General features: G+C 73.1%; 13 protein-coding genes and 1 riboswitch. Of the genes, 7 read left to right on the plus strand and 6 right to left on the minus strand.

Going from position 1 to position 22,362, the window contains the following annotated elements; genetic code table 11:
- Positions 1-461: 461 nt before the first annotated feature.
- Positions 462-1,010 carry a MarR family winged helix-turn-helix transcriptional regulator gene (locus ACIQAC_RS08205; protein ID WP_402188235.1) on the minus strand — a complete coding sequence of 183 codons (549 nt, stop codon included), beginning with the start codon at positions 1,008-1,010 and terminating at the stop codon, positions 462-464.
- 123 nt (positions 1,011-1,133) lie between these two features.
- On the opposite strand from ACIQAC_RS08205, the gene ACIQAC_RS08210 reads away from it, so the two are divergent.
- Complete coding sequence (locus tag ACIQAC_RS08210; RefSeq protein WP_402189254.1) at positions 1,134-2,408, plus strand: MFS transporter; 1,275 nt, start codon at positions 1,134-1,136, stop codon at positions 2,406-2,408.
- A 165-nt stretch (positions 2,409-2,573) separates the two neighbouring features.
- Here ACIQAC_RS08210 and ACIQAC_RS08215 read toward each other — a convergent pair whose 3' ends face one another.
- Positions 2,574-4,214, minus strand: a complete 1,641-nt coding sequence (locus tag ACIQAC_RS08215; RefSeq protein ID WP_402188237.1) for a SpoIIE family protein phosphatase — start codon at positions 4,212-4,214, stop codon at positions 2,574-2,576.
- Positions 4,215-4,452: 238 nt separating this feature from the next.
- Positions 4,453-5,820: an NAD(P)/FAD-dependent oxidoreductase gene (locus tag ACIQAC_RS08220; RefSeq protein WP_402188238.1), complete on the minus strand. Its 1,368-nt coding sequence runs from the start codon at positions 5,818-5,820 to the stop codon at positions 4,453-4,455.
- A gap of 391 nt (positions 5,821-6,211) precedes the next feature.
- Here ACIQAC_RS08220 and ACIQAC_RS08225 point away from each other — a divergent pair, with 391 nt between their 5' ends.
- Both ACIQAC_RS08225 and ACIQAC_RS08230 read left to right on the plus strand, forming a co-directional pair.
- Positions 6,212-6,961 carry a TetR/AcrR family transcriptional regulator gene (locus ACIQAC_RS08225; protein WP_402188240.1) on the plus strand — a complete coding sequence of 250 codons (750 nt, stop codon included), beginning with the start codon at positions 6,212-6,214 and terminating at the stop codon, positions 6,959-6,961.
- A 318-nt stretch (positions 6,962-7,279) separates the two neighbouring features.
- On the plus strand, positions 7,280-9,418 hold the full coding sequence (locus tag ACIQAC_RS08230) for a sigma-70 family RNA polymerase sigma factor (protein WP_402188242.1): 2,139 nt from the start codon (positions 7,280-7,282) through the stop codon (positions 9,416-9,418).
- Here the strand turns inward: ACIQAC_RS08230 and ACIQAC_RS08235 are convergent.
- Complete coding sequence (locus ACIQAC_RS08235) at positions 9,415-12,639, minus strand: ATP-binding protein (RefSeq protein ID WP_402188244.1); 3,225 nt, start codon at positions 12,637-12,639, stop codon at positions 9,415-9,417. The genes ACIQAC_RS08230 and ACIQAC_RS08235 overlap by 4 nt on opposite strands.
- A gap of 293 nt (positions 12,640-12,932) precedes the next feature.
- The gene (locus ACIQAC_RS08240) at positions 12,933-15,029 is read right to left on the minus strand and encodes an asparagine synthase-related protein (RefSeq protein WP_402188246.1); all 2,097 of its coding nucleotides are present in this window, start codon (positions 15,027-15,029) and stop codon (positions 12,933-12,935) included.
- Positions 15,030-15,720: 691 nt separating this feature from the next.
- On the opposite strand from ACIQAC_RS08240, the gene ACIQAC_RS08245 reads away from it, so the two are divergent.
- The 4 genes from ACIQAC_RS08245 to ACIQAC_RS08260 all read left to right on the plus strand — a co-directional run bounded on the left by ACIQAC_RS08245 (position 15,721) and on the right by ACIQAC_RS08260 (position 21,023).
- Positions 15,721-17,145 carry an MFS transporter gene (locus ACIQAC_RS08245; RefSeq protein WP_402188248.1) on the plus strand — a complete coding sequence of 475 codons (1,425 nt, stop codon included), beginning with the start codon at positions 15,721-15,723 and terminating at the stop codon, positions 17,143-17,145.
- An 87-nt stretch (positions 17,146-17,232) separates the two neighbouring features.
- Positions 17,233-18,450: an L-2-hydroxyglutarate oxidase gene (lhgO, locus tag ACIQAC_RS08250; RefSeq protein WP_402188250.1), complete on the plus strand. Its 1,218-nt coding sequence runs from the start codon at positions 17,233-17,235 to the stop codon at positions 18,448-18,450.
- Positions 18,451-18,687: 237 nt separating this feature from the next.
- Entirely contained in the window at positions 18,688-19,575 is an 888-nt protein-coding gene (gene trmB / locus ACIQAC_RS08255; protein ID WP_402188252.1) for a tRNA (guanosine(46)-N7)-methyltransferase TrmB, read from the plus strand.
- 59 nt (positions 19,576-19,634) lie between these two features.
- Positions 19,635-21,023, plus strand: a complete 1,389-nt coding sequence (locus ACIQAC_RS08260) for a PrsW family intramembrane metalloprotease (RefSeq protein WP_402188253.1) — start codon at positions 19,635-19,637, stop codon at positions 21,021-21,023.
- 52 nt (positions 21,024-21,075) lie between these two features.
- Here ACIQAC_RS08260 and ACIQAC_RS08265 read toward each other — a convergent pair whose 3' ends face one another.
- A complete protein-coding gene (locus ACIQAC_RS08265; protein ID WP_402188255.1) occupies positions 21,076-22,122 on the minus strand; it encodes a M23 family metallopeptidase in 1,047 nt (348 codons plus the stop codon).
- 11 nt (positions 22,123-22,133) lie between these two features.
- Positions 22,134-22,291, minus strand: a riboswitch (cyclic di-AMP (ydaO/yuaA leader).
- Positions 22,292-22,362: the final 71 nt, after the last annotated feature.

The following is a 22,362-nucleotide window of genomic DNA, read 5'->3' on the forward strand; positions in this document are numbered from 1 at the left end:
CAGAGAGACGGGGTATCAACATATCTGGCGTTGATTTTTGGCACGCTGTTGAGTTCTCAAGGAACGGACGCTTCCTTTGTACTCACCCTCTCGGGCTTTCCTCCGGGCTTCCCTTCGGTCTTGCGTTTCCGACTCTATCAGATCTTCTTTCTCGACCTGACCCCCAGTCAGCGGGGTTTGTCTTCCGGGCCGTTGGGCCCTTCCGACGTCTCAAACCTTAGCGGATCCTCCCGGCGATTCCCAATCGGGCTGCCGAGCCCCAAATCGAATTGAATTCGGGCACGCCGAAATCAACCCCGTGGGGAGATCGTGCTGATGGTTTGGTTGCCGCTCGCGCGGCGGGAGGTGTTGTCGAAGAACCGTTACGGCTCCGCGGCAACCCGGAGAACATTACGGATCGAGCAGGGGGCTGTCAAGCGTCGCCTGTCAAGATCTTTTGCTCCCCGGGGCGGGACCGCCCGTCAGTCCAGGTCGCTGAGGCGGCCGCCCGCGTCCGGCTGGGCGTGCTCCACCCGGCGCAGCAGGCGGGTGAGGACGTCGCCGAGGGCGTTCCGTTCCTCCGTGGAGAGGTCCTGGAGGAGCTCCTCCTCGAAGACGGACGCCATACGCATGGCCTCCAGCCACTTCTCGCGGCCCACCGGGGTCAGCTCGACGATGACGCGGACGCGGTTGGACTCGTCGCGTTCCCGGGTGACCAGACCCTCGGTGACCATGCGGTCGATCCGGTGGGTCATCGCGGCCGGCGTCAGACCGAGGCGCTTCGCCAGGTCGCCGGGGCCGAGCCGGTAGGGCGCACCGGCGAGGACGAGGGCCTTGAGGACCTCCCACTCGGCGTTGCTCATGCCGAGGGCGGCGGTCTGGCGGCCGTAGGCGACGTTCATCCGGCGGTTCAGCCGGGACAGCGCCGAGACGATCTTCTCGACCTGGGGGTCGAGGTCCTGGAACTCGCGCTGGTACGCGGCGATCTGCTCGTCGAGTGTGGGCTCGCCCGCGCCGGGGGTGTCGGCCATGGACCGCAGTATGGCACGGCTTGGCGCTAAGGTCCTTTGATGTGTACTCTTTAGCTTCGAAGTCTTTGCTTCTAACTACTGAGGCACTTGAACTACCTGAGAGAGGTGACCGTGACCAGGGCGATGGGCGCAGCGATGCGCCGGATCCACGTGGGCAACGCACTGAGCGCGTTCGGGCTCGGCTTCACCGTCCCCTACCTGTACGTCTATGTGGCGCAGGTGCGGGGACTGGGCGCGACGACCGCGGGCATGGTGCTCGCCGTCTTCGCGGTGGCCGCGCTTGTGGTGCTCCCGTTCGCCGGGCGGGCCATCGTCCGGCGGGGCCCGCTGCCGGTGCTGCTCGTCGCCCTGGTCACCGCCGCCGTCGGAGCGCTGAGCCTGGGGCTCGCGGGGACTGCGGTCACCGTGTTGCTGTCGGCCGCGGCGCTGGGGGCCGGGCAGGCCGTGATGCAGCCGGCGCTGGCCACGATGATCGTGGACGTGTCGTCGGCGGAGACGCGGTCGCGGGCGTTCGCGACCCAGTTCTTCCTTCAGAACCTGGGGCTCGGCGTGGGTGGGCTCATCGGTGGTCATCTCGTGGATGCCACGCGCGTGTCGTCGTTCACGCTGCTGTTCTCGATCGAGGCGGTGATGTTCCTGCTGCTGGTCGTGGTGATGACGACGGTCCGGATGCCGCGGGCGCCGCGGATCGCGGGGGCGCCGGTCGCGTCGGCGAAGGGCGGCTGGAAGCAGCTGCTCGGGAACCGGGCCATGGTGCAGCTGTCCGTGCTGGGCTTTGTGCTGTTCTTCGCCTGCTACGGGCAGTTCGAGTCGGGGCTGAGCGCGTACGGGGTCGAGGCTGCCGGGATCTCGACGTCCGCGCTGGGGACCGCGCTGGCGGCCAACACCGCGATGATCGTGGTCGCGCAGTTCGCCGTGCTGAAGTTCGTGGAGCGGCGGCGGCGGTCTCGGGTGATCGCCCTGGTGGGGCTGATCTGGGCGGTGGCGTGGGTTGCCGCGGGGTATGCGGGGCTGGGGCACGGTAGTCAGGCGATGGCCACGGCGGCGTTTGTGTCGACGTACGCGTTGTTCGGGCTGGGGGAGGCGATGTTGTCGCCGACCGTGGCTCCGTTGGTGGCGGATCTGGCGCCCGAGGGGATGGCTGGGCAGTACAACTCGGCGTTTGCGCTGGTCAAGCAGCTTGCGTTGGCTGTGGGGCCGGCGGTTGGCGGGCCCATGGGGGCGTCTTTGCATGCGCCGTATGTGGTGACGTTCCTGCTGTTCTCTCTGGGGATCAGCTGGCTGGCGTTGCGGATGGGGCGGAGTCTGACCGCGGTGCAGGACCAGCCGTGGCTGGCCCGCAGCCAAATCATCCGCCGAAGCAGCACCCCGATCGAGCCGACCCCGGCAAAGGTCTGACCGCGGGGGGCGTTGCGCAGCCCGGCGCGACGGGGTGCCGCCGTGCGGCACGCCTGCCCGCGGCTACGCAGGTGGGGCGGGGAGGGCTTTTGCTTTTAGGGGCGCGGGGAACTGCGCGACGAGCCCCCACCGGGCCCGCACCCGGCGGCGATGCCGACTCGCCCCCTACCCCGCCGGCAAGGCGAATTCGCACCAGACGGCCTTGCCACCCCCCGGCGTCCGCCGGCTCCCCCAGTTCGTCGCGATCGTCGCCACGATGGCGATACCCCTCCCCGACTCGTCGGCCGGTTCCGCGCGGCGGCGTCTGGGGAGGTGGTCGTCCCCGTCCGTGACCTCGACGATCAGCCGCCGGTCCGTCCGCCGCAGGCGCAACCGCATCGGCGGCGTCCCGTGCTGCAACGAGTTCGCGACCAGCTCACTAGCCGCCAGCACCCCCAGATCGTGCAGATCCGTCGGGAACCGCCAACTGGTCAGCACGCCGGAGGCGAACGCACGCGCGCGAGGCGCCGCCTCCACCCCGCCCAGCAGTTCCAGCGCGGCGTTGCGGAACAGCTCGCCGTCGGGGCCGTTGCGGGCCGGGTGCTGGAGGACGAGGACGGCCACGTCGTCGTCGTGGTCGGCGGCGACCCCGGCGGAGCGCACCAGGCGGTCGCAGACGACCTGCGGGGTGCCCGTGGCACCCGCGAGGGCGCGTTCCAGCGCCTCGATGCCCTCGTCCAGATCCGCGTCCCGGCGTTCGACCAGGCCGTCCGTGTAGAGGACGGCGGTCGAGCCCGGGCCGAGCGGCACGGTCCCGGAGGCATGCATCCAGCCGCCGGTGCCGAGCGGCGGACCGGTCGGTTCGTCCGCGCGCAGCACCGACCCGCTCTCGTCGCGCACCAGGATCGGCAGGTGGCCCGCGGAGGCGTACACCAGCCGGCCCTCGTTGGGGTCGTGGATGGCGTAGACGCAGGTGGCGATCTGGTTGGCGTCGATCTCGGCCGCGAGTCCATCGAGGAGTTGCAGGACCTCGTGCGGGGGCAGGTCGAGCCGGGCGTAGGCCCTGACCGCCGTACGCAGCTGGCCCATGACCGCTGCCGCGCGGACGCCGCGGCCCATGACGTCGCCGATGACGAGGGCCGTGCGGCCGCCGCCGAGGGTGATCACGTCGTACCAGTCGCCGCCGACCGCGGTCTCGGTGCCGCCGGGCTGGTAGGTGGCGGCGATGCGCAGGTCGTCGGGTTCTTCGAGCTCCTGGGGGAGCAGGGAGCGCTGGAGGGTGACGGCGGTCTCGCGCTGGCTGCGTTCGCTCGCGCGCAGGCGTTCGGCGGCCTCGGCGTGGTCGGTGACGTCGGTGGCGAAGACGAGGACGCCGCCGTCGTCCCCCTGGGTGACGGGGGTGCAGCTGAAGGTGTAGGAGCGGCCGTCGGAGGCCTTGCGGGACTTGACCGTACGGGGCTTGCCGCTGCGCAGGACCTGGTCGAGCAGGGGGAGCAGGCCGAGGTCGCGGAGTTCGGGCAGGGCGTCGCCGGCGGGGCGGCCGAGCGCGCGGGCGCCGAAGGCGGTGGCGTAGGCGTCGTTGACGTAGGCGAGGCGGTGGTCGTGGCCGTGGACGAGGGCGACGAGGGCGGGGACCCGGTCGAGGACGTCGCGCACCGGGAGTTCGTCGACGGCGGGGCCGGGCGGCGGGTCGTCGTCGAAGTGCTCCGCGCGGGCGGCGGGTACGGAGCCCTCGCCGGGGCGGTCGGGGGGTGCGGCGGGTTCGGCGCGCGCTGCGGCGCGGCGCTGCGTTCCGGGGAGGCGGGCGCTCCAGCGCGTGAAGTTCACGAATCCTTGCCTCGTGTAGTCGTCGTCGGCCGGCTCCGGTTCCGGCCCGGGGGCCCTGGTGGCCGCGCAGCGGTAGCCGCACCTTGTACCGGCCCCCGGGATTGCAGCACTTGGGGGAGAGCCTCGTGGGTGTCGGGCGGGTCGCGGCCCGCCCGGGAACGTGGACCAGTCTGGCAGTGTGGCCGACCGGTCGGCATCCGTCAGACGCCGGGGTGTGGCGCAGAGTTCCGCGGTCCGGTCAGGTCGACCCCTTCGGGTCTTCCGTAGCCTTTCCCCCGGCCGCGAGTTCGAACTCCGCTCGGGGATGTTCGAGTGAACCGAGGGAGACGATCTCCCGTTTGAAAAGCCCCGAGAGGGTCCATTCCGCCAGCACGCGTGCCTTGCGGTTGAAGGTCGGTACGCGGCTGAGGTGGTACGCGCGGTGCATGATCCAGGCCGGCCGGCCCTTGAACCTGCGGCCGTAGACCTGGGCGACGCCCTTGTGCAGGCCGAGCGAGGCGACCGAGCCGGCGTACTTGTGTGCGTACGTCTCCAGTGGTTCGCCGCGCAGCGAGTGGGCGATGTTGGCGCCCAGGACGCGTGCCTGGCGCAGGGCGTGCTGGGCGTTGGGGGCGCAGTCGGTGCCGGGCTCTGGGGCGGTGACGTCGGGGACGGCGGCGGCGTCGCCCGCGGCCCAGGCGTGCGGGGTGCCCTCGACGGCCAGTTCGGCGGTACAGCGCAGCCGGCCGCGGTCGGTGAGCGGGAGGTCGGTCGCGGCGATCAGGGGATGCGGTTTGACGCCGGCGGTCCAGACGACCGTACGGGTCGGGAAGCGCTGTCCGTCGCTGAGGACGGCCACGCGGTCGGCGCAGGAGTCCAGGCGGGTTTCGAGGAGGACCTGGATGTTGCGGCGGCGCAGTTCGGCGACGGTGTAGCGGCCCATGTCGGCGCCGACCTCGGGGAGGATGCGGTCCGAGGCCTCGACGAGGATCCACTTCATGTCGTCGGGGTCGAGGTTGTGGTAGTACCGCGCGGTGTAGCGGGCCATGTCCTCCAGTTCGGCGAGCGCCTCGACGCCCGCGTAGCCGCCGCCGACGAAGACGAAGGTGAGGGCGGCGTCGCGGATCGCGGGGTCGCGGGTGGAGGAGGCGATGTCCATCTGCTCGATGACGTGGTTGCGCAGTCCGATGGCCTCCTCGACGGTCTTGAAGCCGATGCCGTGCTCGGCGAGGCCGGGGACGGGCAGGGTGCGGGAGACCGAGCCGGGCGCGAGGACGAGTTCGTCGTACGACAGCTGCCGGGGTCCGGTGCCCTCCTCCTCGGAGGCGAGGGTGGTGAGGGTCGCGGTGCGTTTGGCGTGGTCGATGGTGGCGACCTCGCCGACCAGGATCCGGCAGCGGGGCAGTACGCGGCGCAGTGGTACGACGACATGGCGTGGCGAGATGGATCCGGCGGCGGCCTCCGGAAGGAACGGCTGGTAGGTCATGTACGGGTCGGGTGTGACCACGGTGATCTCGGCCTCGCCCCGCCCGAGTTCGGGTTTGAGCCCCCTCTGGAGGCTCAGGGCCGTGTACATCCCGACGTAGCCGCCGCCGACAACGAGAATGCGCGCACGTTCCTTCACCATCCCATGACGCACTGGGCACCGCCGTTTGTCCACAGCCTCGACAATTTGTGTGACTGGAGGCCTGGCGTGCCCCGCCTTGGCCGGTTTGCCGGAGTGTGCGGGGAGCTGTGCAGGTCAGAGGGGGTGTTTGGGGTGGGGGAAGCGGGTGCAATCGGGACGTATACGGTCCGTACTCCGATCGCAGGGCGCTCTGTGCGGAACCTGCCCCTTCTGAATTGACCCCCTCTCAACTATGTTCGTGTCTCGACGGGGTGTAGGGGGATGTGCTCACGGGTCCGGGAGGTCCGGCAGGATCTCGCAGGAGGGCCCGTTGTCCGGGCTTGTTCGCCGCGCTCCGGTATCCAATGGCGGGGAGTCTCCGGGGGGAGACGTCATTACCGGGGGAATTCATATGCATGTTCAGGAGTCTCATTGGTCTACCGCGTCGGCGCTCGCACCGGCCGGCCCGGTGGGCGCGGCGGTGGGCAACGGACGCGGTGACGGGCCGCGCACCACACCGCTGCGGGTGGACGCACAGCGCAATCTGGAGCACGTGCTGCGGGCCGCGCGCGAGGTCTTCGGCGAACTGGGGTACGGCGCGCCGATGGAGGACGTGGCGCGGCGCGCGCGGGTCGGTGTCGGCACGGTGTACCGGCGCTTCCCGAGCAAGGACGTCCTGGTCCGGCGGATAGCCGAGGAGGAGACGTCCCGGCTGACCGACCAGGCCCGGACGGCTCTGGGCCAGGAGGACGAGCCGTGGTCGGCGCTGTCGCGCTTCCTGCGGACGTCGGTGGCCTCCGGTGCCGGGCGGCTGCTGCCGCCGCAGGTGCTGCGGGTCGGCGTCGCGGAGGACGGTGCGGACGAGGCGCGGGTGCCCGCGCAGCGGTTCCAGCCGGGCTCCGGGGAACTGCGGCTGGTGCCGGAGGAGGTGCCGGTCTCCGTCGACGACGACTCGGGGGCGGCGGCGCTGCTGGACGTGGTGGGCCAGCTCGTGGAGCGGGCGCGCACGGCGGGGGCGCTGCGGCCGGACGTGTCGGTCTCGGACGTCCTGCTCGTCATCGCCACGGCGGCGCCCTCGCTGCCGGACGCGGCGCAGCAGGCGGCGGCCTCGGCACGGCTGCTGGACATCCTGCTGGAGGGGCTGCGGTCCCGGCCCGTGTGAGTGGCGGGCGGCGGGGCGAGTTCCAGGGCGAGTTGATCTCGTGGTGGTCCTGGGTGCGGATGCTTCGGTGTCCGCACCCCGGCCACGCATGACCGGAGTTTTCCGGGGCAATTGCCTTGCTTTATGGGCGAATCCGTCAACTTCCGGCCCGGCGGCGCTGGTTGAGCATTCCCCGAACGGGTGATTGCCAATACGGCGTTCCAGAAAGTCCCCTCGGATGAGTGGATGGGCCGCTCGGCGGGTTACTGACGAAAAGTCGATGTGGCACTCTGACCCGGTGTTCGGGACTGGTGGGTCAGGCGGCGGGGGCTTTCCGCAATGAGTGTTGACGGGCGGGACGAGTCTCTCGGTGACGGCGACTCCGGAGCCGACGGAACCGGCGGAACCGGCGGAAGAATCGATCCGCAGGTGCCCAGCCAGGGTGGGCGGACCGGCGTACCGCGCGCCGGCGGCGGGGAGAGCGCCGAGGCCGGTGTGCCGGCCCAGGGCGGTGAGCCCGTCGACGTCAGTGTCCCCGGCCAGAGCCGTGAGCCGGCCGACCTCAACGTCCCTGTCCAGGGCGCCGAGAGCATCCCGGCACAGGGCACGGAGAGCGTCCCCGTCCAGGGCGGCGGAGGCGTTCCCGCGCAGGGCGGCGAAAGTGTCCCCGTCCAGGGCGGCGAGGGCAGTGTGCCGTCGCAGCGGGACCGGCGGGACGACGGGGTGCTGCCGCCGCCGCGCGAGTTGCCGGCCGCCGACGCCGAACTGATCGGGCGGATGCGGTCCGGGGACGACACGGCGTACGAGGAGCTGTACCGGCGCCACGCCGACGCCGTGCGCCGCTACGCCCGTACCTGCTGCCGTGACGCCCACACCGCCGACGACCTCACCGCCGAGGTCTTCGCCCGGATGCTCCAGGCGGTACGCGGCGGCTCCGGGCCCGAGCACGCCGTACGCGCCTATCTGCTCACCAGCATCCGGCGCGTGGCGGCGAACTGGACGAAGTCCGCGCGGCGCGAGCAACTGGTCGACGACTTCGCGGTGTTCGCCGCCCAGTCCGCGCGTTCCTCCGAGGTGTCCGACGACGACACGCTCGACCTCGGCGCGGACGTCCGGGCGATGCACGTGGCCGAGCAGTCCATGGCCATGCAGGCCTTCCGTTCGCTGCCCGAGCGCTGGCAGGCCGTGCTGTGGCACACCGAGGTCGAGGACGAGTCGCCCAGTGAGGTCGCCACGCTCTTCGGGCTCGACGCCAACGGCACGCGGGTGCTGGCCAGTCGGGCGCGCGAGGGGCTGAAGCAGGCGTATCTCCAGGCCCATGTCAGCGCCACCCTCGTGGACGACGAGGTGTGCGCCCGCTACGCCGACCAGCTGGGCACCTACGCCCGCCGCAAGCTGCGCACCCGTGCCGAACGGGGCCTGCGCAAGCATCTGGAGGAGTGCGCGAAGTGCCGGCTGGCGCTGAGCCAGGTCGAGGAGGTCGCGAGCGGGATCCCCGCGGTCGTGCCGGTGGCCGTCATCGGCTGGTTCGGTGCCGCCGGGTACGCGAAGGCCGCCGCGCTCATCGCCGGGGGCACGGGTGCCGGTGCCGCGGGCGCGGCGGGTGCGGCCTCCGCGGCGGGCGGTTCGTCGGGCGGCGCGGGGGGCGGGGCCGCCGCCTCCGAGGGGGTGGGCGCGCCGGTGAAGGCGGGGGTCGCGGCCGGAGTGGTCGCGGTGGCCGCCGCCGCGGTGGCGTTCGCGCTCATCAACGACGAGGCCGAGCCCCCGGGTCCGCGGGCCAAGCCGCCCGTTTCGGTGCCGGCCGCCCAGCCGGAGCCGCCGTCGCCGGCCCCGTCGAGGAAGCAGCCCCAGCCGCAGCCCCCGGTCGTCCCGGCGGCGCGGCCCACACCGACGCCCAGCCGGACGCCGAGCCCCACGCCCACCGCGAGGGCCACCCCGACGCCGACACCGACTCCCACGCGGGCTCCGGCCCCCGCGCCCACCCCGACGCCCCGCCCGCCCACACCGACCCCGGCGCCTCCCCCGCCACCACCGCCTCCGGTCCCGGTCGTCTACCAGTGGAGCGAGCTGGCGTACGACGTCTCCGGCGACGGCACCAGGCCCGAGATGCGGATCGGGCAGAGCAGCTGGGTGTGGCAGCGGTCCGGGCTGTCCATCGGCGGCCGGACGTACGACCACGGCGTCACCGTGCACGGTTCGTCCTCCGTCACCATCGACCTCAACCGCGACTGCACGGCCTACGACGCGCTCGTCGGCGTCGACGACATGACGCTGAAGCTCGGCAACGTCTCGTTCTCCGTCTACGGCGACGGCGCCCGGCTGTGGAAGTCCGGTCCCGTCAGGGGCGGTGACCCGGCGGTGCCGGTCCATGTGAACCTCGCCGGACGCGAGACCGTACGGCTGGTGGTGGAGCCGCACAGCGCCTTCGACCGGCTGCTGCCGGTGGACTGGGCGCAGTCGCGCTTCTCCTGCACCTAGGAGTACGGGCCGCGCAGTTCCCGGACGAGCGCCTCCGCCGTGAGCGTCGCGCCCCGCGCGCGTTCGGCCGCGTGGCCGGCCGGGCCGAGGGCCTCGCGGATCGCCGCCCCGGTGCGTTCGACCTGCTCGCTCTCCGGCGAGAGGCGGGCCACCGGGCCCAGCAGTGTGTCGGCGGCGGCCAGGACGCGGGCCGCGCGCGGGAAGTCGCCGAGGCGGGCGAGCAGGTCGGCCGCGCTGTCCAGGAGGGCCGCCACGACCGGCTCCGCGCACCCCTCGGCGTGCGCCCGGCGCAACGCCTCCGCCAGCAGCGGCAGACCGTGCGCGGGGCCGGACTCGGCGGCCGTGACCACCGCCTCCAGGCCGTCCGCCGCGGCGGTGAAGTGCGGCGGCGGACTGCCGAGCGCGGAGTACCTGCGGGCCTCGTCGCACCACTCGCGCGCCACGGCGACCTCCTCGGCCTGCAACGCCATGTACGCCCGCAGCAGTGCGACGAAGGCCCGTGAGTCCGGGACGCCGTAGGTGTCGGCGGCCGCCGTCGCCTCGTCCAGGGCGGTCGCGGCGCCGGTGGCATCGCCCGTGCGGAACAGGATCTCCGCCAGCCGGACCATCAGGAACGGCGTCTCGGTGAACGCGCCCACCTCGTAGGCGAGCCGCAGCGACTCCTCGTACCGCCCGCGTGCCACGTCGAAGCGGCCGGTCGGCATGGCCGCCTCGCCGGCCGCGCTGGAGACCTGCGCCCGCAGCCAGCGGTCGCCCACACGCCGGCTGAGCGTCCGCAGCTCGGCCAGGTCGGCGTCGATGTCCGGGGAGCCGCCGGGCGAGTCGACGACGACGTGCACCCGGAACATCAGGGTGACGCCGAGCTCCCAGTCGCCGCCGTACTGGCGGCAGTTGGCGACGGCGTCCTCCAGGATGGTCAGCGGGTCGACCTCGCCCCTGCGGTGGAAGGCGGTCAGCGGCCAGAGCAGCCCCGGGATACGGGCCGACTCCGGTCCGCCCTTCTCGTAGCGCCGGCGCAGCCGGTCGACGTACTCCGCCTTGCGCGGTTCGATCCGGCCCTCCAGCGGCTCCGTGTCGGACATCAGGAAGAGGTGCAGCATCCGCAGGTCCATACGGAGCGCGTGGTGCGGGTGGTCGGTCTCCTCGTCGGCGGTGGCCAGGTAGGCCTCCACGGGGTCGAACGGCTGGTCCGGCGGGCCGGCCGCGCCCAGGACCCGTTCGATCCAGCGCACGCCCTCCTGGCGGTAGTTGCGCAGCCACCAGAACCAGCCCATGGAGAGCGCGAGTCCGCCCGCCGCCGCCTCGTCGCCGGCCTCGACCGCGCGGCCGAGGGCCGCGCGGATGTTGTCCAGCTCGGTCTCCAGGCGGGCGATCCACGGCAGTTGGCCGGCCGAGCGCAGCTTCGGGTCGGCCTCGCGCACGAGTGCGCGTGCCCACGCGAGGTGCCGGCGCTCGGTGTTGGCGCGGCGGCCCGGGGACTCGGCGGCGCGCTCGACCGCGTACTCGTGGATGGTCTCCAGCGTGCGGTAGCGCATGCCCTCGGTGCCGTCCCGCGCGGAAGGGGCCGCGACGACGAGGGACTTGTCGACGAGGGCGCCCAGGAGCTCCGCGGCCGGGCCGCCGCAGACGGCCTCCGCCGCCGCGAGGTCCCAGCCGCCCGCGAAGACGGAGACCTCGCGCAGCATCTCCCGCTCCGGTTCGTCGAGCAGGTCCCAGGACCAGTCGACGACCGCGCGCAGGGTCTGCTGGCGGGGCAGCACCGTACGGCTCCCGGCGGTGAGCAGCCGGAAGCGGTCGTCGAGCCGGTCGGCGATCTGGCGCGGGGTGAGCATCCGCAGCCGGGCCGCCGCCAGTTCGATCGCGAGCGGCAGTCCGTCCAGGCGGCGGCAGATCTCCGCCACGGCCTCCCGGTCGTGGAGCAGGGCGTCCGGGTCGGGGCGGACGGCGGACGCGCGCTCCGCGAACAGCCGGTGCGCCTGGTCGGGGCGGAGGGGTTCGACCGGGCGCACGGACTCGCCGGGGACGCCCAGGGGTTCACGGCTGGTCGCGAGGACCGTGAGCCCGGGGCAGCGGGTGAGGAGGGTCTCGGCGAGGTCGGCCGCCGCGCCGATGACATGTTCGCAGTTGTCAAGGATCAGGAGCAGGGCGCGCTGGGCGCAGTGCTCGATCAGCAGGGCGACGGGGTCGTCCTGCGGGGTCGCCAGCTCGTTGGTCATGAGCACGGTCTCGCGCAGACCGAGCGCGTTGACCACCGCGCCGGGCACCGCCTCCGGCCGGTCGAGCGACGCCAGCTCGACCAGCCACGCCTGCGGGAGGCCGGCGGCGGCCTCCTCGGCGAGACGGGTCTTCCCGGAGCCGCCGGGTCCGGTGAGGGTGACCAGGCGTGCCCTGTGCAATTCGGAACGAAGCGCGTCGAGTTCGAGTTCCCGGCCGACGAAGGAGGTGAGCCGGGGGCGGAGGTTGCCGGAGCGGGTGGGGCGGGTGGGGCGGGTGGGGCGGGCGCTCGGGCTGAGGAGTTCGGCGTGCAGGGCGCGCAGTTCGGGGCCGGGGTCGGTGCCGAGGCCGTCGGCGAGGGCGCGGCGGGCTGTCTCGTACGCGTTCAGCGCGTCGGCGCCACGGCCGCAGTCGCGCAGGGCGCGCACGAGGTGGGCGTGCAGGGTCTCGTCGTACGGGTGGGCCGCGGTCAGTTCGGTCAGCTCCGGTACGACGTCCTGGGCCCGGCCCAGTTTCAGGTCCGCGGCGATACGGGTGCGGGTCGCCGTCAGGCGGAGGGTCTCGGGGCGGGTGGCGGCGGTGCGGTCGGGGAGGTCGGCCAGGGCGGGGCCGCGCCACAGGGCGAGCGCGGTGGCGAGGGTGCGGGCGGCGGTGGGGGCGTCGTGGTTCTCCAGGGCGGTGGTGCCCTCGCGGACCAGGCGTTCGAAGACGGTGAGGTCCACGTCGTCGGCGGTGGTGGCGGTGAGGCGGTAGCCGCCGGGGGCGGATGTCACGGCGTCCTTGCCGATGGCTCGGCGGAGGCGGCCGACGAGGGCCTGGAGGGCGGCGGGTGGGTCCTGTGGGGGGTCGTCCGGCCAGATCTCGCCGATCAGGGTCTGCGGGGGGACTGTCTTGCCGGTCCGCAGGGCCAGGGCTGCCAGCAGGGCGCGGACTCGGGGGCCGCCGAGGGGTACGGCGACGCCACGCTCGTCCCGCGCCTCGGTAACCCCCAGAATCCCGTACCACACGGCCCCATTGTCCCCGGCACCCGCCCACGACGTCACCAAAGCCCCGACCGCCCACCGCGGGACCCGGCGCTGGGGCTGGCCGACGGCGTTGCGCGACCCGGCGCCGACGGGCGCGCCTCCGGCGGGGGGGTTGCGCAGCCCGGCGCGACGGGGTGCCGCTGCGCCCACCCGTGCCGCCCCAGCGGCACAGCTGCCCGCAGCGGCGGTGGGTGCGGCTACGCGGGGTGCGCGTGGAGGCTTACAGGGGCGCGGGGAACTGCGCGACAAGCCCCCACCGGGCCGCACCCGGGCCGCTAGCCCCGGCCCCCCGCGCCCGCGCCCAGCGCGCCCCGTTGAGGCGTGATCCCCGCCGGGACGGCTCGCGCGCGGGCCGGTGTGCCGGTCCAGCACGTGCCCCGGCGGGCCAGCAGCCGGCGCAGCCACAGCTCCAGGGAGACCAGATCCGCAAGCCCGTCCAGCGGCAGAGGCTCCCCCTCCGCACACGCGCGAAGCGCCTTACGGACGACCCGCGCCTCGACCAGCCCCGCCTCGGCGAGCAACGGCGTCCCGAAGAGGTCGACCAAATGGTCGACGGACACCCGCAACCCGGTACGGAACGCCGCCGCCGCCGGCGCCTGCGAGGGCGCCCCCCACCCGACCGGCAGATCGGCGACCCCGGCCCCCTTCAGGACCGTACGGAGAATCGCGGACCGCGCCCCCGGCTGCACCCGCAGCGCCTCCGGCAGCGCCCGGCACGCGCGGACGACCTGGTTGTCGAGGAACGGCGTGTGCAGGCGCTGGAAGCGGATCTCGGCGGCCTGCTCCAGGACGCGGACGTCGGCGGCATGGCGGGCGAGGGCGGCACGCGCGCGGAAGTCGCCGGGTCGCTGGCCGGGTCCGATGCCGGACCGGTGACTCGCCCCTTGCAGGCGAACCGATACTTCAGCAAGGGCCTCACCGGTCAGCCACCGCGCGGCGGGCCCCGGTCTCGCCCAGGTCAGCGCGGCGAGCGACGCCCCCACCGCGCCGCCGGGCTCGTCGAACCGCCGGTCCATCAGCAGGTCGGCGAGGCTGTCGACGCCGGCCCGGTAGGGCGTGCGGGCGAGCCGTCTGGCCGCGCTGTACACGCGCGGGGGCACCATCACCGAGCCCTCCGCCTTGGCGAGCGCGGCGACCGGGCGGACGAGGTGGCGTCTCTTGCGGTCCATCAGGAGGTCGGCCAGGCGGGCGGGGTGTGCGTCGAGGACCTGCCGGGCGCCGTAGCCGGTGAAGTGGTCCGCGCTGCCCGCGGCGAGCCGCGCGCGGTGCCGGGCGGCCGTCACCAGGGAGGCGCCGGGTTCGTCGGTCAGCGGGCCGTCGAGGTCGGCGTACGGCAGGGTCTCCTCGCCGCCCGTGACCACCACGTGGTGCAGGCGCGGGTTGGCGGCGAGCGCGCCGGCCCGCTCCAGCTCGGCCTCGCGTCCGCCGATGGTCAGGTCGTTGAAGGTGACCGCGAGGAGCCGCTCGCCCGCGCCCGTGCCGTGTCCGAGGACCGTGCCCGGCGCGCCGGGCAGGCCGGCCGCGAGCAGGGCCAGCGTGGCGGAGGCGGGACCGCCGGAGAGGTCGGCGCCGATCCCGGGAACCGGCATCCCGCGCGCGGCACGCCGTTCCGCGGGCCCCATGCCGGGCACCGGGCCGGGGTCGATGTCGGCGCCGGGCACGTGCCGGGGTGCGGCCAGCCGGGCGCGTACGGCGTCCACGAGGGCGTCCCGGACGGCGTCGACCGCGGAGTCGGGGTCGGCGGGCGGCGCCGCCACGGCGAGGGAGGCGACCGGCTCGTACCCGGCGATCTCGCGTGCACCGGCGCGCAGAATCAGCGCATGCCCCGGTGGAACGCGCCGTACGCCGTCGTAGGGCGTGGAGTCGTGCAGGGCGGCCGGCACGTCGGGGGCGGCAAGCAGAGCGGCGAGATGGCCGAAGTCGAGGTTGGCCTCGATGAGGTCGGCGAGCGGCAGCGCGGCGGTCGCGTAGGCCGTGCCGGAGGCCCACGGGGTGTGGAACACCGGCCGGGCGCCCGCGAGATCACCGCTGACGGTGATCCGGCGGCCGACCTGGACGACGGCCGTGTAGCTGCCGGACCAGGCGGTCAGATGGCGAAGTGCCCCTCCGCGCGCGGCGAACAGCCCGACGCGCAGTTCCTCGTCGCTGGCGCCGCAGGTGCCGAGGACCGCGATCCGGGTCTGCGGGTCGGCGGTGACCACCCGCACCTCGTCGGGGCGCCAGTCGCCGACCGCCCAGAGCGGATCGGGGTCGCCCCACAGGAGTTGGGAGCCCACCGGGTGCACGGTCTCGCCGTCGTGCCCGGTGGCCCCGGCGGAGCCGCTGCCGACGGCTGCCGCGGCGGCGCTGCTCCATCCCACCAACCACCGCATCGACGCCTCCACAGGCTGTGGACAACGAGTGCCCGCATGGACCGGTTCACCATGCTGCCACGAAGAACGCCTGGGAGAGGGGCGGCGGAGCCGCCAATGAGCCCCGAAGTGCGCCCTCACGCGCGGGGCGACATCCGACCGAACACGCTGGCGGGAGCCGGCCCCTACGACGCGAATGCGCCCCCGGAACACGCCCCCAAAGCACCCTACGCGCCGTCAATTTCCATGGTGGGAGCGGGAATTGACGTACGGAGGCATGGTCGATTTTCGGCCAAATCGAAACCGCGCGAGGAGCATCGGAGCGGCTTCGGACACGCTCCGTCAATGCTCTGCGCACCGCCCGGCGACGCGCAGTCCGGGAGGCGGGACACGCCCCCCGGACCGGTCCGCCGCCCGCGGGGATGTAGGCGGCGGTGTCCCCCAGCCCACTGGATCCAGTACAGCGGGCCGACCCACGCAGAGCCATGGAACCGCTCCCCCGATGGCCGGAGAAGAGCGCACGGACAGGCGCACGGCCACACAACGGGAGCACATCGCAACGCACCGTGCCCGGCCCGTACTTCAGTACGGACCACAATCCCGCCATCCGGAACAATGCCCCTTAACGCTTGGGATGCGGCGAACTACGCTGGGTTTACGAATGCCGCGTGGTTATGCCAGCGCGGCAGCCGTCTGTGTCGAGGGGTGGCGCATGTCCAGGGAGCAACGCGGGCCGAACGAAAAACTCGGCGCCGTTCTCGCCCTCGCGGGAATCAGCAACGCAGGACTCGCGCGGCGCGTCAACGATCTTGGCGCTCAACGCGGGTTGACTCTTCGCTACGACAAGACCTCGGTGGCGCGCTGGGTGTCCAAGGGCATGGTGCCCCAGGGCGCCGCACCGCACCTCATCGCGGCCGCGATCGGCCAGAAACTCGGCCGGCCCGTACCGCTGCACGAGATCGGCCTGGCGGACGCGGACCCCGCGCCCGAGGTCGGCCTCGCCTTCCCGCGCGACGTGGGCCAGGCGGTTCGCTCGGCCACCGAGCTGTACCGCCTCGACCTCGCAGGGCGCCGGGCCGGCACCGGCGGAATCTGGCAGTCACTGGCCGGTTCCTTCGCAGTGAGCGCATACGCAACGCCCGCCTCCCGATGGCTGATAACCCCGGCCGACAGCTCGGTCGCGCGTGACGCACACCTCACGGACGGCTCCGGCGCACCGCTCAAAGTCGGCCACAGCGACGTGCTGAAGCTGCGGGAGGCCGCGGAGGACGCCCGGCGCTGGGACTCCAAGTACGGCGGCGGCGACTGGCGTTCGTCCATGGTGCCCGAGTGCTTACGCGTGGAGGCGGCACCCCTGCTGCTCGGCTGCTACTCCGACGAGGTCGGCCGCGCGCTGTTCGGCGCGACCGCCGAACTCACCCGGCTCGCGGGCTGGATGGCCTTCGACACGGGCCAGCAGGAAGCCGCGCAGCGCTACTACATCCAGGCGCTGCGCCTGGCCCGCGCGGCGGCCGACGTCCCGCTGGGCGGCTACGTCCTCGCGTCCATGTCCCTCCAGGCGACCTACCGCGGCTTCGGCGACGAGGGCGTCGACCTCGCGCAGGCCGCGCTGGAGCGCAACCGGGGGCTGGCCACGGCACGCACCATGAGCTTCTTCCGGCTCGTCGAGGCACGCGCGCACGCACGCGCGGGAGACGCCCAGGCGGCCGGAGCGGCACTGAAGGCGGCCGAGGGCTGGCTGGAGCGCTCACGGGACGGCGACAACGACCCGTCGTGGCTCGGTTTCTACTCCTACGACCGCTTCGCCGCCGACGCCGCCGAGTGCTACCGGGACCTGAAGGCGCCGCGCCAGGTGCGCAGGTTCACCGAGCAGGCGCTGTCGAAGCCGACGGAGGAGTTCGTACGCTCGCACGGCCTGCGGCTGGTGGTGTCGGCCGTCGCCGAGCTGGAGTCGGGCAACCTGGACGCGGCGTGCGAGCAGGGCGTACGGGCCGTGGAGGTCGCCGGGCGGATCTCGTCCGCGCGGACCACGGAGTACGTGAAGGATCTGCTGCACCGCCTGGAGCCCTACGGGGACGAGCCGCGCGTCGTCGAGCTGCGGGAGCGGGCCCGCCCGCTGCTGATGGCCCCGGCGTAGCGCCTGATCCGGAGCCCGCTCCGGCGAGCTGTGCGCCTCCGCGTTTGAAGTGACTGTCAGTGGCGCAGTGCACTATCGAAGGCGGAGGTGGTGCAGGTGCGGAGTGGGGCGTACGACTGCGACGTGCTCGTCGTCGGCGGCGGGATCGTCGGGCTGTCGACCGCGTTCGCGATCACCCGTGCCGCGCCCGGGACCCGGGTGACCGTGCTGGAGAAGGAGCCAGGACCGGCCCGGCACCAGACGGGCCGCAACAGCGGGGTGATCCACAGCGGGATCTACTACAGACCGGGCTCCCTCAAGGCGCGCTACGCGGTCCGCGGCGCCACCGAGATGGTGAAGTTCTGCGCCGAGTACGGCATCGCGCACGCCGTCACCGGCAAGCTGATCGTCGCCACCGAGCGCGCCGAGCTGCCCCGGCTGCACGCCCTGGTCCAGCGCGGCCGGGAGAACGGCATTCCGGTGCGGGAGCTGGGCGCGGCGCAGATCGCGGAGTACGAGCCGGAGGTGCGCGGCCTCGCCGCCATCCACGTCGGCACGACCGGCATCTGTGACTTCGTGGGTGTCGCCCGCCGGCTGGCCGAGGCCTCGGGCGCGGAGATCCGGTACGGCACGGAGGTCGTGCGCGTCGACCGGCGCCCGGAGCTGGGCGTGGCCGTCCGCACGCGCGGTGGGGACATCGTGCGCGGACGGGTGCTGGTGAACTGCGCGGGGCTGTACTGCGACGAGATCGCCCGGATGACCGGCGACGAGCCCGGGATGCGGATCGTGCCGTTCCGGGGCGAGTACTACGAGCTGGCGCGGGCCGGGCTGGTGCGGGGGCTGGTGTATCCGGTGCCGGATCCGGCGTTCCCGTTCCTCGGTGTGCATCTCACCCGTGGGATCGACGGGGGTGTCCATATCGGGCCGAACGCGGTGCCGGCGCTTGCGCGCGAGGGGTATGGGTGGGGTGTGGTGCGGCCGCGGGAGCTTGCCGGGACGGTGGCCTGGCCGGGCACGCGGCGGCTGGCCCGGCAGCACTGGCGCTACGGCGCGGGGGAGCTGCGCCGCTCGGTCTCGAAGGGTGCCTTCACTCAGGCGGTGCGGCGCCTCCTCCCCGCGGTGCGGGAGTCCGACCTGGTGCCTGCGGCGCCGGGGGTGCGGGCGCAGGCCGTCCTTCGGGACGGGGCGCTGGTGGACGACTTCCTGATCAAGGAGGCGCCGCGGGCGGTGCACGTCCTGAACGCCCCGTCCCCTGCGGCCACGGCGTCCCTCCCCATCGGCAGAGAAATCGCCAGACGCGCCCTGACGGCCCTCGGAGGCGGGTAGTAGCGCCACCGCGCCCCGGCGGGCGCCGTTCGCGCAGTTCCCCGCGCCCCTAACCCCGCGACTCGCGCCCGCTCGAAACTCGCCGCCACCGCGGGCACGCACACCAACCGCCGCTGCGGGCAGTCGTGCCGCTGGGGCGGCACGGGTGGGCGCAGCGGCACCCCGTCGCGCCGGGCTGCGCAACGCCCCCCCGGCACAACCCCCCACCCCCACCCACCCACGTAAAATCGCCCCACTGTGTCTGACTCCACCCACACCCCCGAGACCACACCCGGCGGCGATCCCGACCGGCCCCCCGGCGGCCACGATCGGACCCCCGGTGATCCCGTGCGTCACACCCGGGCCAAGGGGGAACCCCGGTTCCCCGACGGTCCGCATCCCGACCCGGCGGGATCCCACTTCGAGCGGCGGATCCGCAGCTTCCAGCCCCGCCGCAGCCGCGTCACCGCCGGCCAGGCGGACGCCCTTCAGCGCCTGTGGCCGAAGTGGGGCCTGGACATCGACGGCCGCTCCGTCGACCCGGCGGACATGTTCGGCAACGACCACCCCGTCGTCCTGGAGATCGGCTTCGGGATGGGCGAGGCGACCGCCCGGATGGCCGCCGCGGACCCGGAGACCAACATCCTCGCCGTGGACGTACACACCCCCGGTCAGGGCAATCTGCTCAACCTCGCGGACCACGGCGGCCTGTCCAACATCCGTGTGGGCAACGGCGACGCCATCATCCTGCTCCGCGAGATGCTCGCCCCCGACTCCCTCGACGGCCTGCGCGTCTACTTCCCGGACCCGTGGCCCAAGAAGCGGCACCACAAGCGGCGGCTGATCCAGCCCGAGTTCCTCACGATCGCCGCGTCCCGGCTGAAGCCCGGCGCGATCGTGCACTGCGCCACCGACTGGGAGCCGTACGCCGAACAGATGCTCGAAGTGCTGACGGCACACCCCGACTTCGAGAACACGCACAAGGACGGCGGTTTCGCGCCCCGCCCCGACTTCCGCCCCCTCACCCGTTTCGAGGGCCAGGGACTGGACAAGGGTCATGTCGTGAACGACGTGCTCTTCCGGCGCGTACCCCACCACGAACTGCGCGAAGACCAACCCCCCACCGAGCGACCCGGCGTCGGCTGAGCTCCCCCGAGACCCAGGCACCGTCGCGGGCGGCGCCCCGTCTCGTTAGGGTCGATGTCGTGGCCACCAGTCCCCCGTACCCGACACATCCCCGTGGTCCCGCCGTTGGCGCGCCGCGGCGGACCCGGTGGTGGCGGCGGTGGGGGTACCGGCATGTGCGGGCGCATCCGAAGGCCTGGCGCCGGGTCCGGCACGGCGCGCTGATCATCCTGCTGGCACTGTCCGGGCTGGTCATCCTCGCGCTGGTGCGCCAGGAGACCGGCACCGAGGGCTTCCTGGTGGGTCTTGGCCTCGCGGTGCTGCCCGTTCCCCTCCTCATAGCCGCGTTCCGCTGGCTGGACCGGGTCGAGCCGGGACCGTGGCGGAACCTCGTGTTCGCGTTCGCCTGGGGCGCGTGCGCGGCGGCGCTGATAGCGATCATCGCGAACAGCTTCGCCACCAGATGGATAGCGACGGCGACCGCCGACCCGACGGGCGCGGACACCCTCGGCGCGACCGTGATAGCGCCGGTCGTCGAGGAGTCCGCGAAGGCGGCCGCGATCCTGCTGGTCTTCCTGTTCCGCAGACGGGACTTCACCGGGATCCTCGACGGTGTGGTGATAGCCGGTCTCACCGCGACGGGCTTCGCCTTCACCGAGAACATCCTGTATCTGGGCACGGCGTTCGGCACCGACCAGCTCACGGGCGACGGCGGCATCGCCTCGGTCACGGCGGCCACGTTCTTCGTCCGGATCATCATGTCGCCGTTCGCGCACCCCCTGTTCACCGTGCTGACCGGCATCGGCTTCGGCTTCGCGGCGCTCGCCGGCGACCGCCAGCAGGTGCGCCGCGTTCTGCTGCCCCTGTCCGGGCTGCTGCTGGCGATGGGCCTGCACGCCTTCTGGAACGGCTCGTCGACCTTCGGCGACTACGGCTTCTTCGCGGTCTACGGCGTGTTCATGGTCCCCGCGTTCGCGCTGCTGACCTGGCTGATGATCTGGACCCGGCAGCGCGAACTGCGCCTGGTCCGCGAGGAACTGCCCGCCTACGCGGCCGCCGGCTGGCTGGCCCCTTCGGAGCCCTACGCGCTCGGCTCGATGCGGGCCCGCGGTCTGGCCCGTGAGTACGCCGGCCGCCACCTGGGCAGACCGGCCGCCCGCGCGGTGGCCCAGTACGAGTCGTACGCGACGTCCCTGGCGTTTCTGCGCCGCCGGGGCCGCCGGGGTCTCGCGGGCCCCGACTTCGTGGAGCGCGAGCGGGCGTTGCTGAACGAGCTGTGGCGGCGCCGGGACATCGCCCGTCCCGCCCTCGACCACGCCGCACGGGCCACCGCACCACCGGTCCCGGTGATCACCCCGTGGCCCCTGCCCACGTACGGCGGCCACAGCGGCTACGGCGTTCACAGCGGCTACGGCGGTTACGGCCCGGTCGGTCCGCACCCCGCCTACTACAACCCGTACCGCTCATAACAGCGGCCCTGACGTCGAGGGTTCGTCGTCAGGGCCGTGAGGGGAACTCGGCTCAGGGGTTGAGGCCCTTGCCGCGCAGCCACGCCATGGGGTCGATGCCGCCGCCACCGGGGGTGTGGACCTCCAGGTGGAGGTGGGCGCCGGTGACGTTGCCGGTGGCGCCGACGCGGCCGATGACCTCGCCGGTGGTGACCTTCTGGCCGACGCTGACGCCGATCGACGACTGGTGGGCGTACCAGATCTCGGTGCCGTCATCGAGGGTCAGCACGGTCTTGTAGCCGTACGAGCCGTTCCAGCCGGCCTCGGTGATGGTGCCGCCGTGCACGGCCTTGATCGGCGTGCCGGTGGGCGCGGCGAAGTCGAGGCCCGTGTGGTAGCCGGAGGACCACAGGGCGCCGGCCTGACCGAAGGTCGAGGTGAGGGTGTACGAGGAGGTCGGGAGCGTGAACTCCTTGGCCAGCTTGGCGAGCCGCTCGGCCTCGGCCTTCTGCGCGGCCTCCTCCTCCGCCTTCTTCTTGGCGGCGGCGGCCTTCTCCTTGGCCTCTTTCTCGGCCTTGGCGGCGGCGTCGGCGGCCTGCTTCTCGGCCTTGGCCAGCGCGAGCTGCGCGGTCTTGGTGTCGAGCTGCTTCTGCTGGTTCTCGGCCTGCGCCAGGATGCGGGTGCGCAGCACCTCACCGGCGTCCGAGGTGCCCTGCTCGGTGTCGGTCGTGGACACGCCGAGGCTGCTGAGCGGGGTGCTGGAGGTCTGGGAGAGGGGCTCGGTGTCGTCGCCGTCGTCCGAGCCGAAGGGGCTGCCGACCGAGGGCAGGTCCGGCATGGAGATGGACACCGGGGGCTTGCCGGTCTGCGCGGTGGCCATACCGCCCGCGCCGACGGCGGCTATGACACCGACGCCCAGGACGGTCGAGCTACGGGCGAGTCCACCGCCGCGCTGCTTGGAGACGCGGTGCCGGCCGCGCACGGGGCGGACGGTCTCGGCGGTGGGGTTCCATTCCTCCCACGGGCCCTCGTCGGTGCGGGGGGCGCCGTAACCGAAGGTTTCCTCGGTGCGCTGTGCGGGGACGAACGGGGCCTCAGGAGCAGGCCTGTTGGACGCCACGTAGGCGTACTCCTTTCCTTCCTTCTCGCCTACCGGGTTAGCTGACGGGTTCGGAGCAGGAAGGTCTCCTACGCGCGTATATGTGCCGTGTTGCCACGACCACATACGCCCGATTCACCCCAAGTTGGTGGTTCCCCGGTTCCCTTGCGGAATTCGGCGCTTGAGCACGGAGCCGTCTCTTGTGACGGCTGGGACGACCGCGCTGCGTTATCGGACGTTAATAGAACCGGGGGGTGATTT

It is taken from the genome of Streptomyces sp. NPDC088387 (assembly GCF_044753385.1).
GTDB lineage: Bacteria > Actinomycetota > Actinomycetes > Streptomycetales > Streptomycetaceae > Streptomyces.

What these genes read in the sequence shown, in the direction of transcription:
- ACIQAC_RS08225 (WP_402188240.1), top strand. Translation starts at nt 6,212, where the DNA reads ATGCATGTTCAGGAGTCTCATTGGTCTACCGCGTCGGCGCTCGCACCG.
- ACIQAC_RS08210 (WP_402189254.1), top strand. Translation starts at nt 1,134, where the DNA reads ATGGGCGCAGCGATGCGCCGGATCCACGTGGGCAACGCACTGAGCGCG.
- ACIQAC_RS08245 (WP_402188248.1), top strand. Translation starts at nt 15,721, where the DNA reads ATGTCCAGGGAGCAACGCGGGCCGAACGAAAAACTCGGCGCCGTTCTC.
- ACIQAC_RS08240 (WP_402188246.1), bottom strand. Translation starts at nt 15,029, where the DNA reads ATGCGGTGGTTGGTGGGATGGAGCAGCGCCGCCGCGGCAGCCGTCGGC.
- ACIQAC_RS08230 (WP_402188242.1), top strand. Translation starts at nt 7,280, where the DNA reads ATGAGTGTTGACGGGCGGGACGAGTCTCTCGGTGACGGCGACTCCGGA.
- ACIQAC_RS08220 (WP_402188238.1), bottom strand. Translation starts at nt 5,820, where the DNA reads ATGGTGAAGGAACGTGCGCGCATTCTCGTTGTCGGCGGCGGCTACGTC.
- ACIQAC_RS08205 (WP_402188235.1), bottom strand. Translation starts at nt 1,010, where the DNA reads ATGGCCGACACCCCCGGCGCGGGCGAGCCCACACTCGACGAGCAGATC.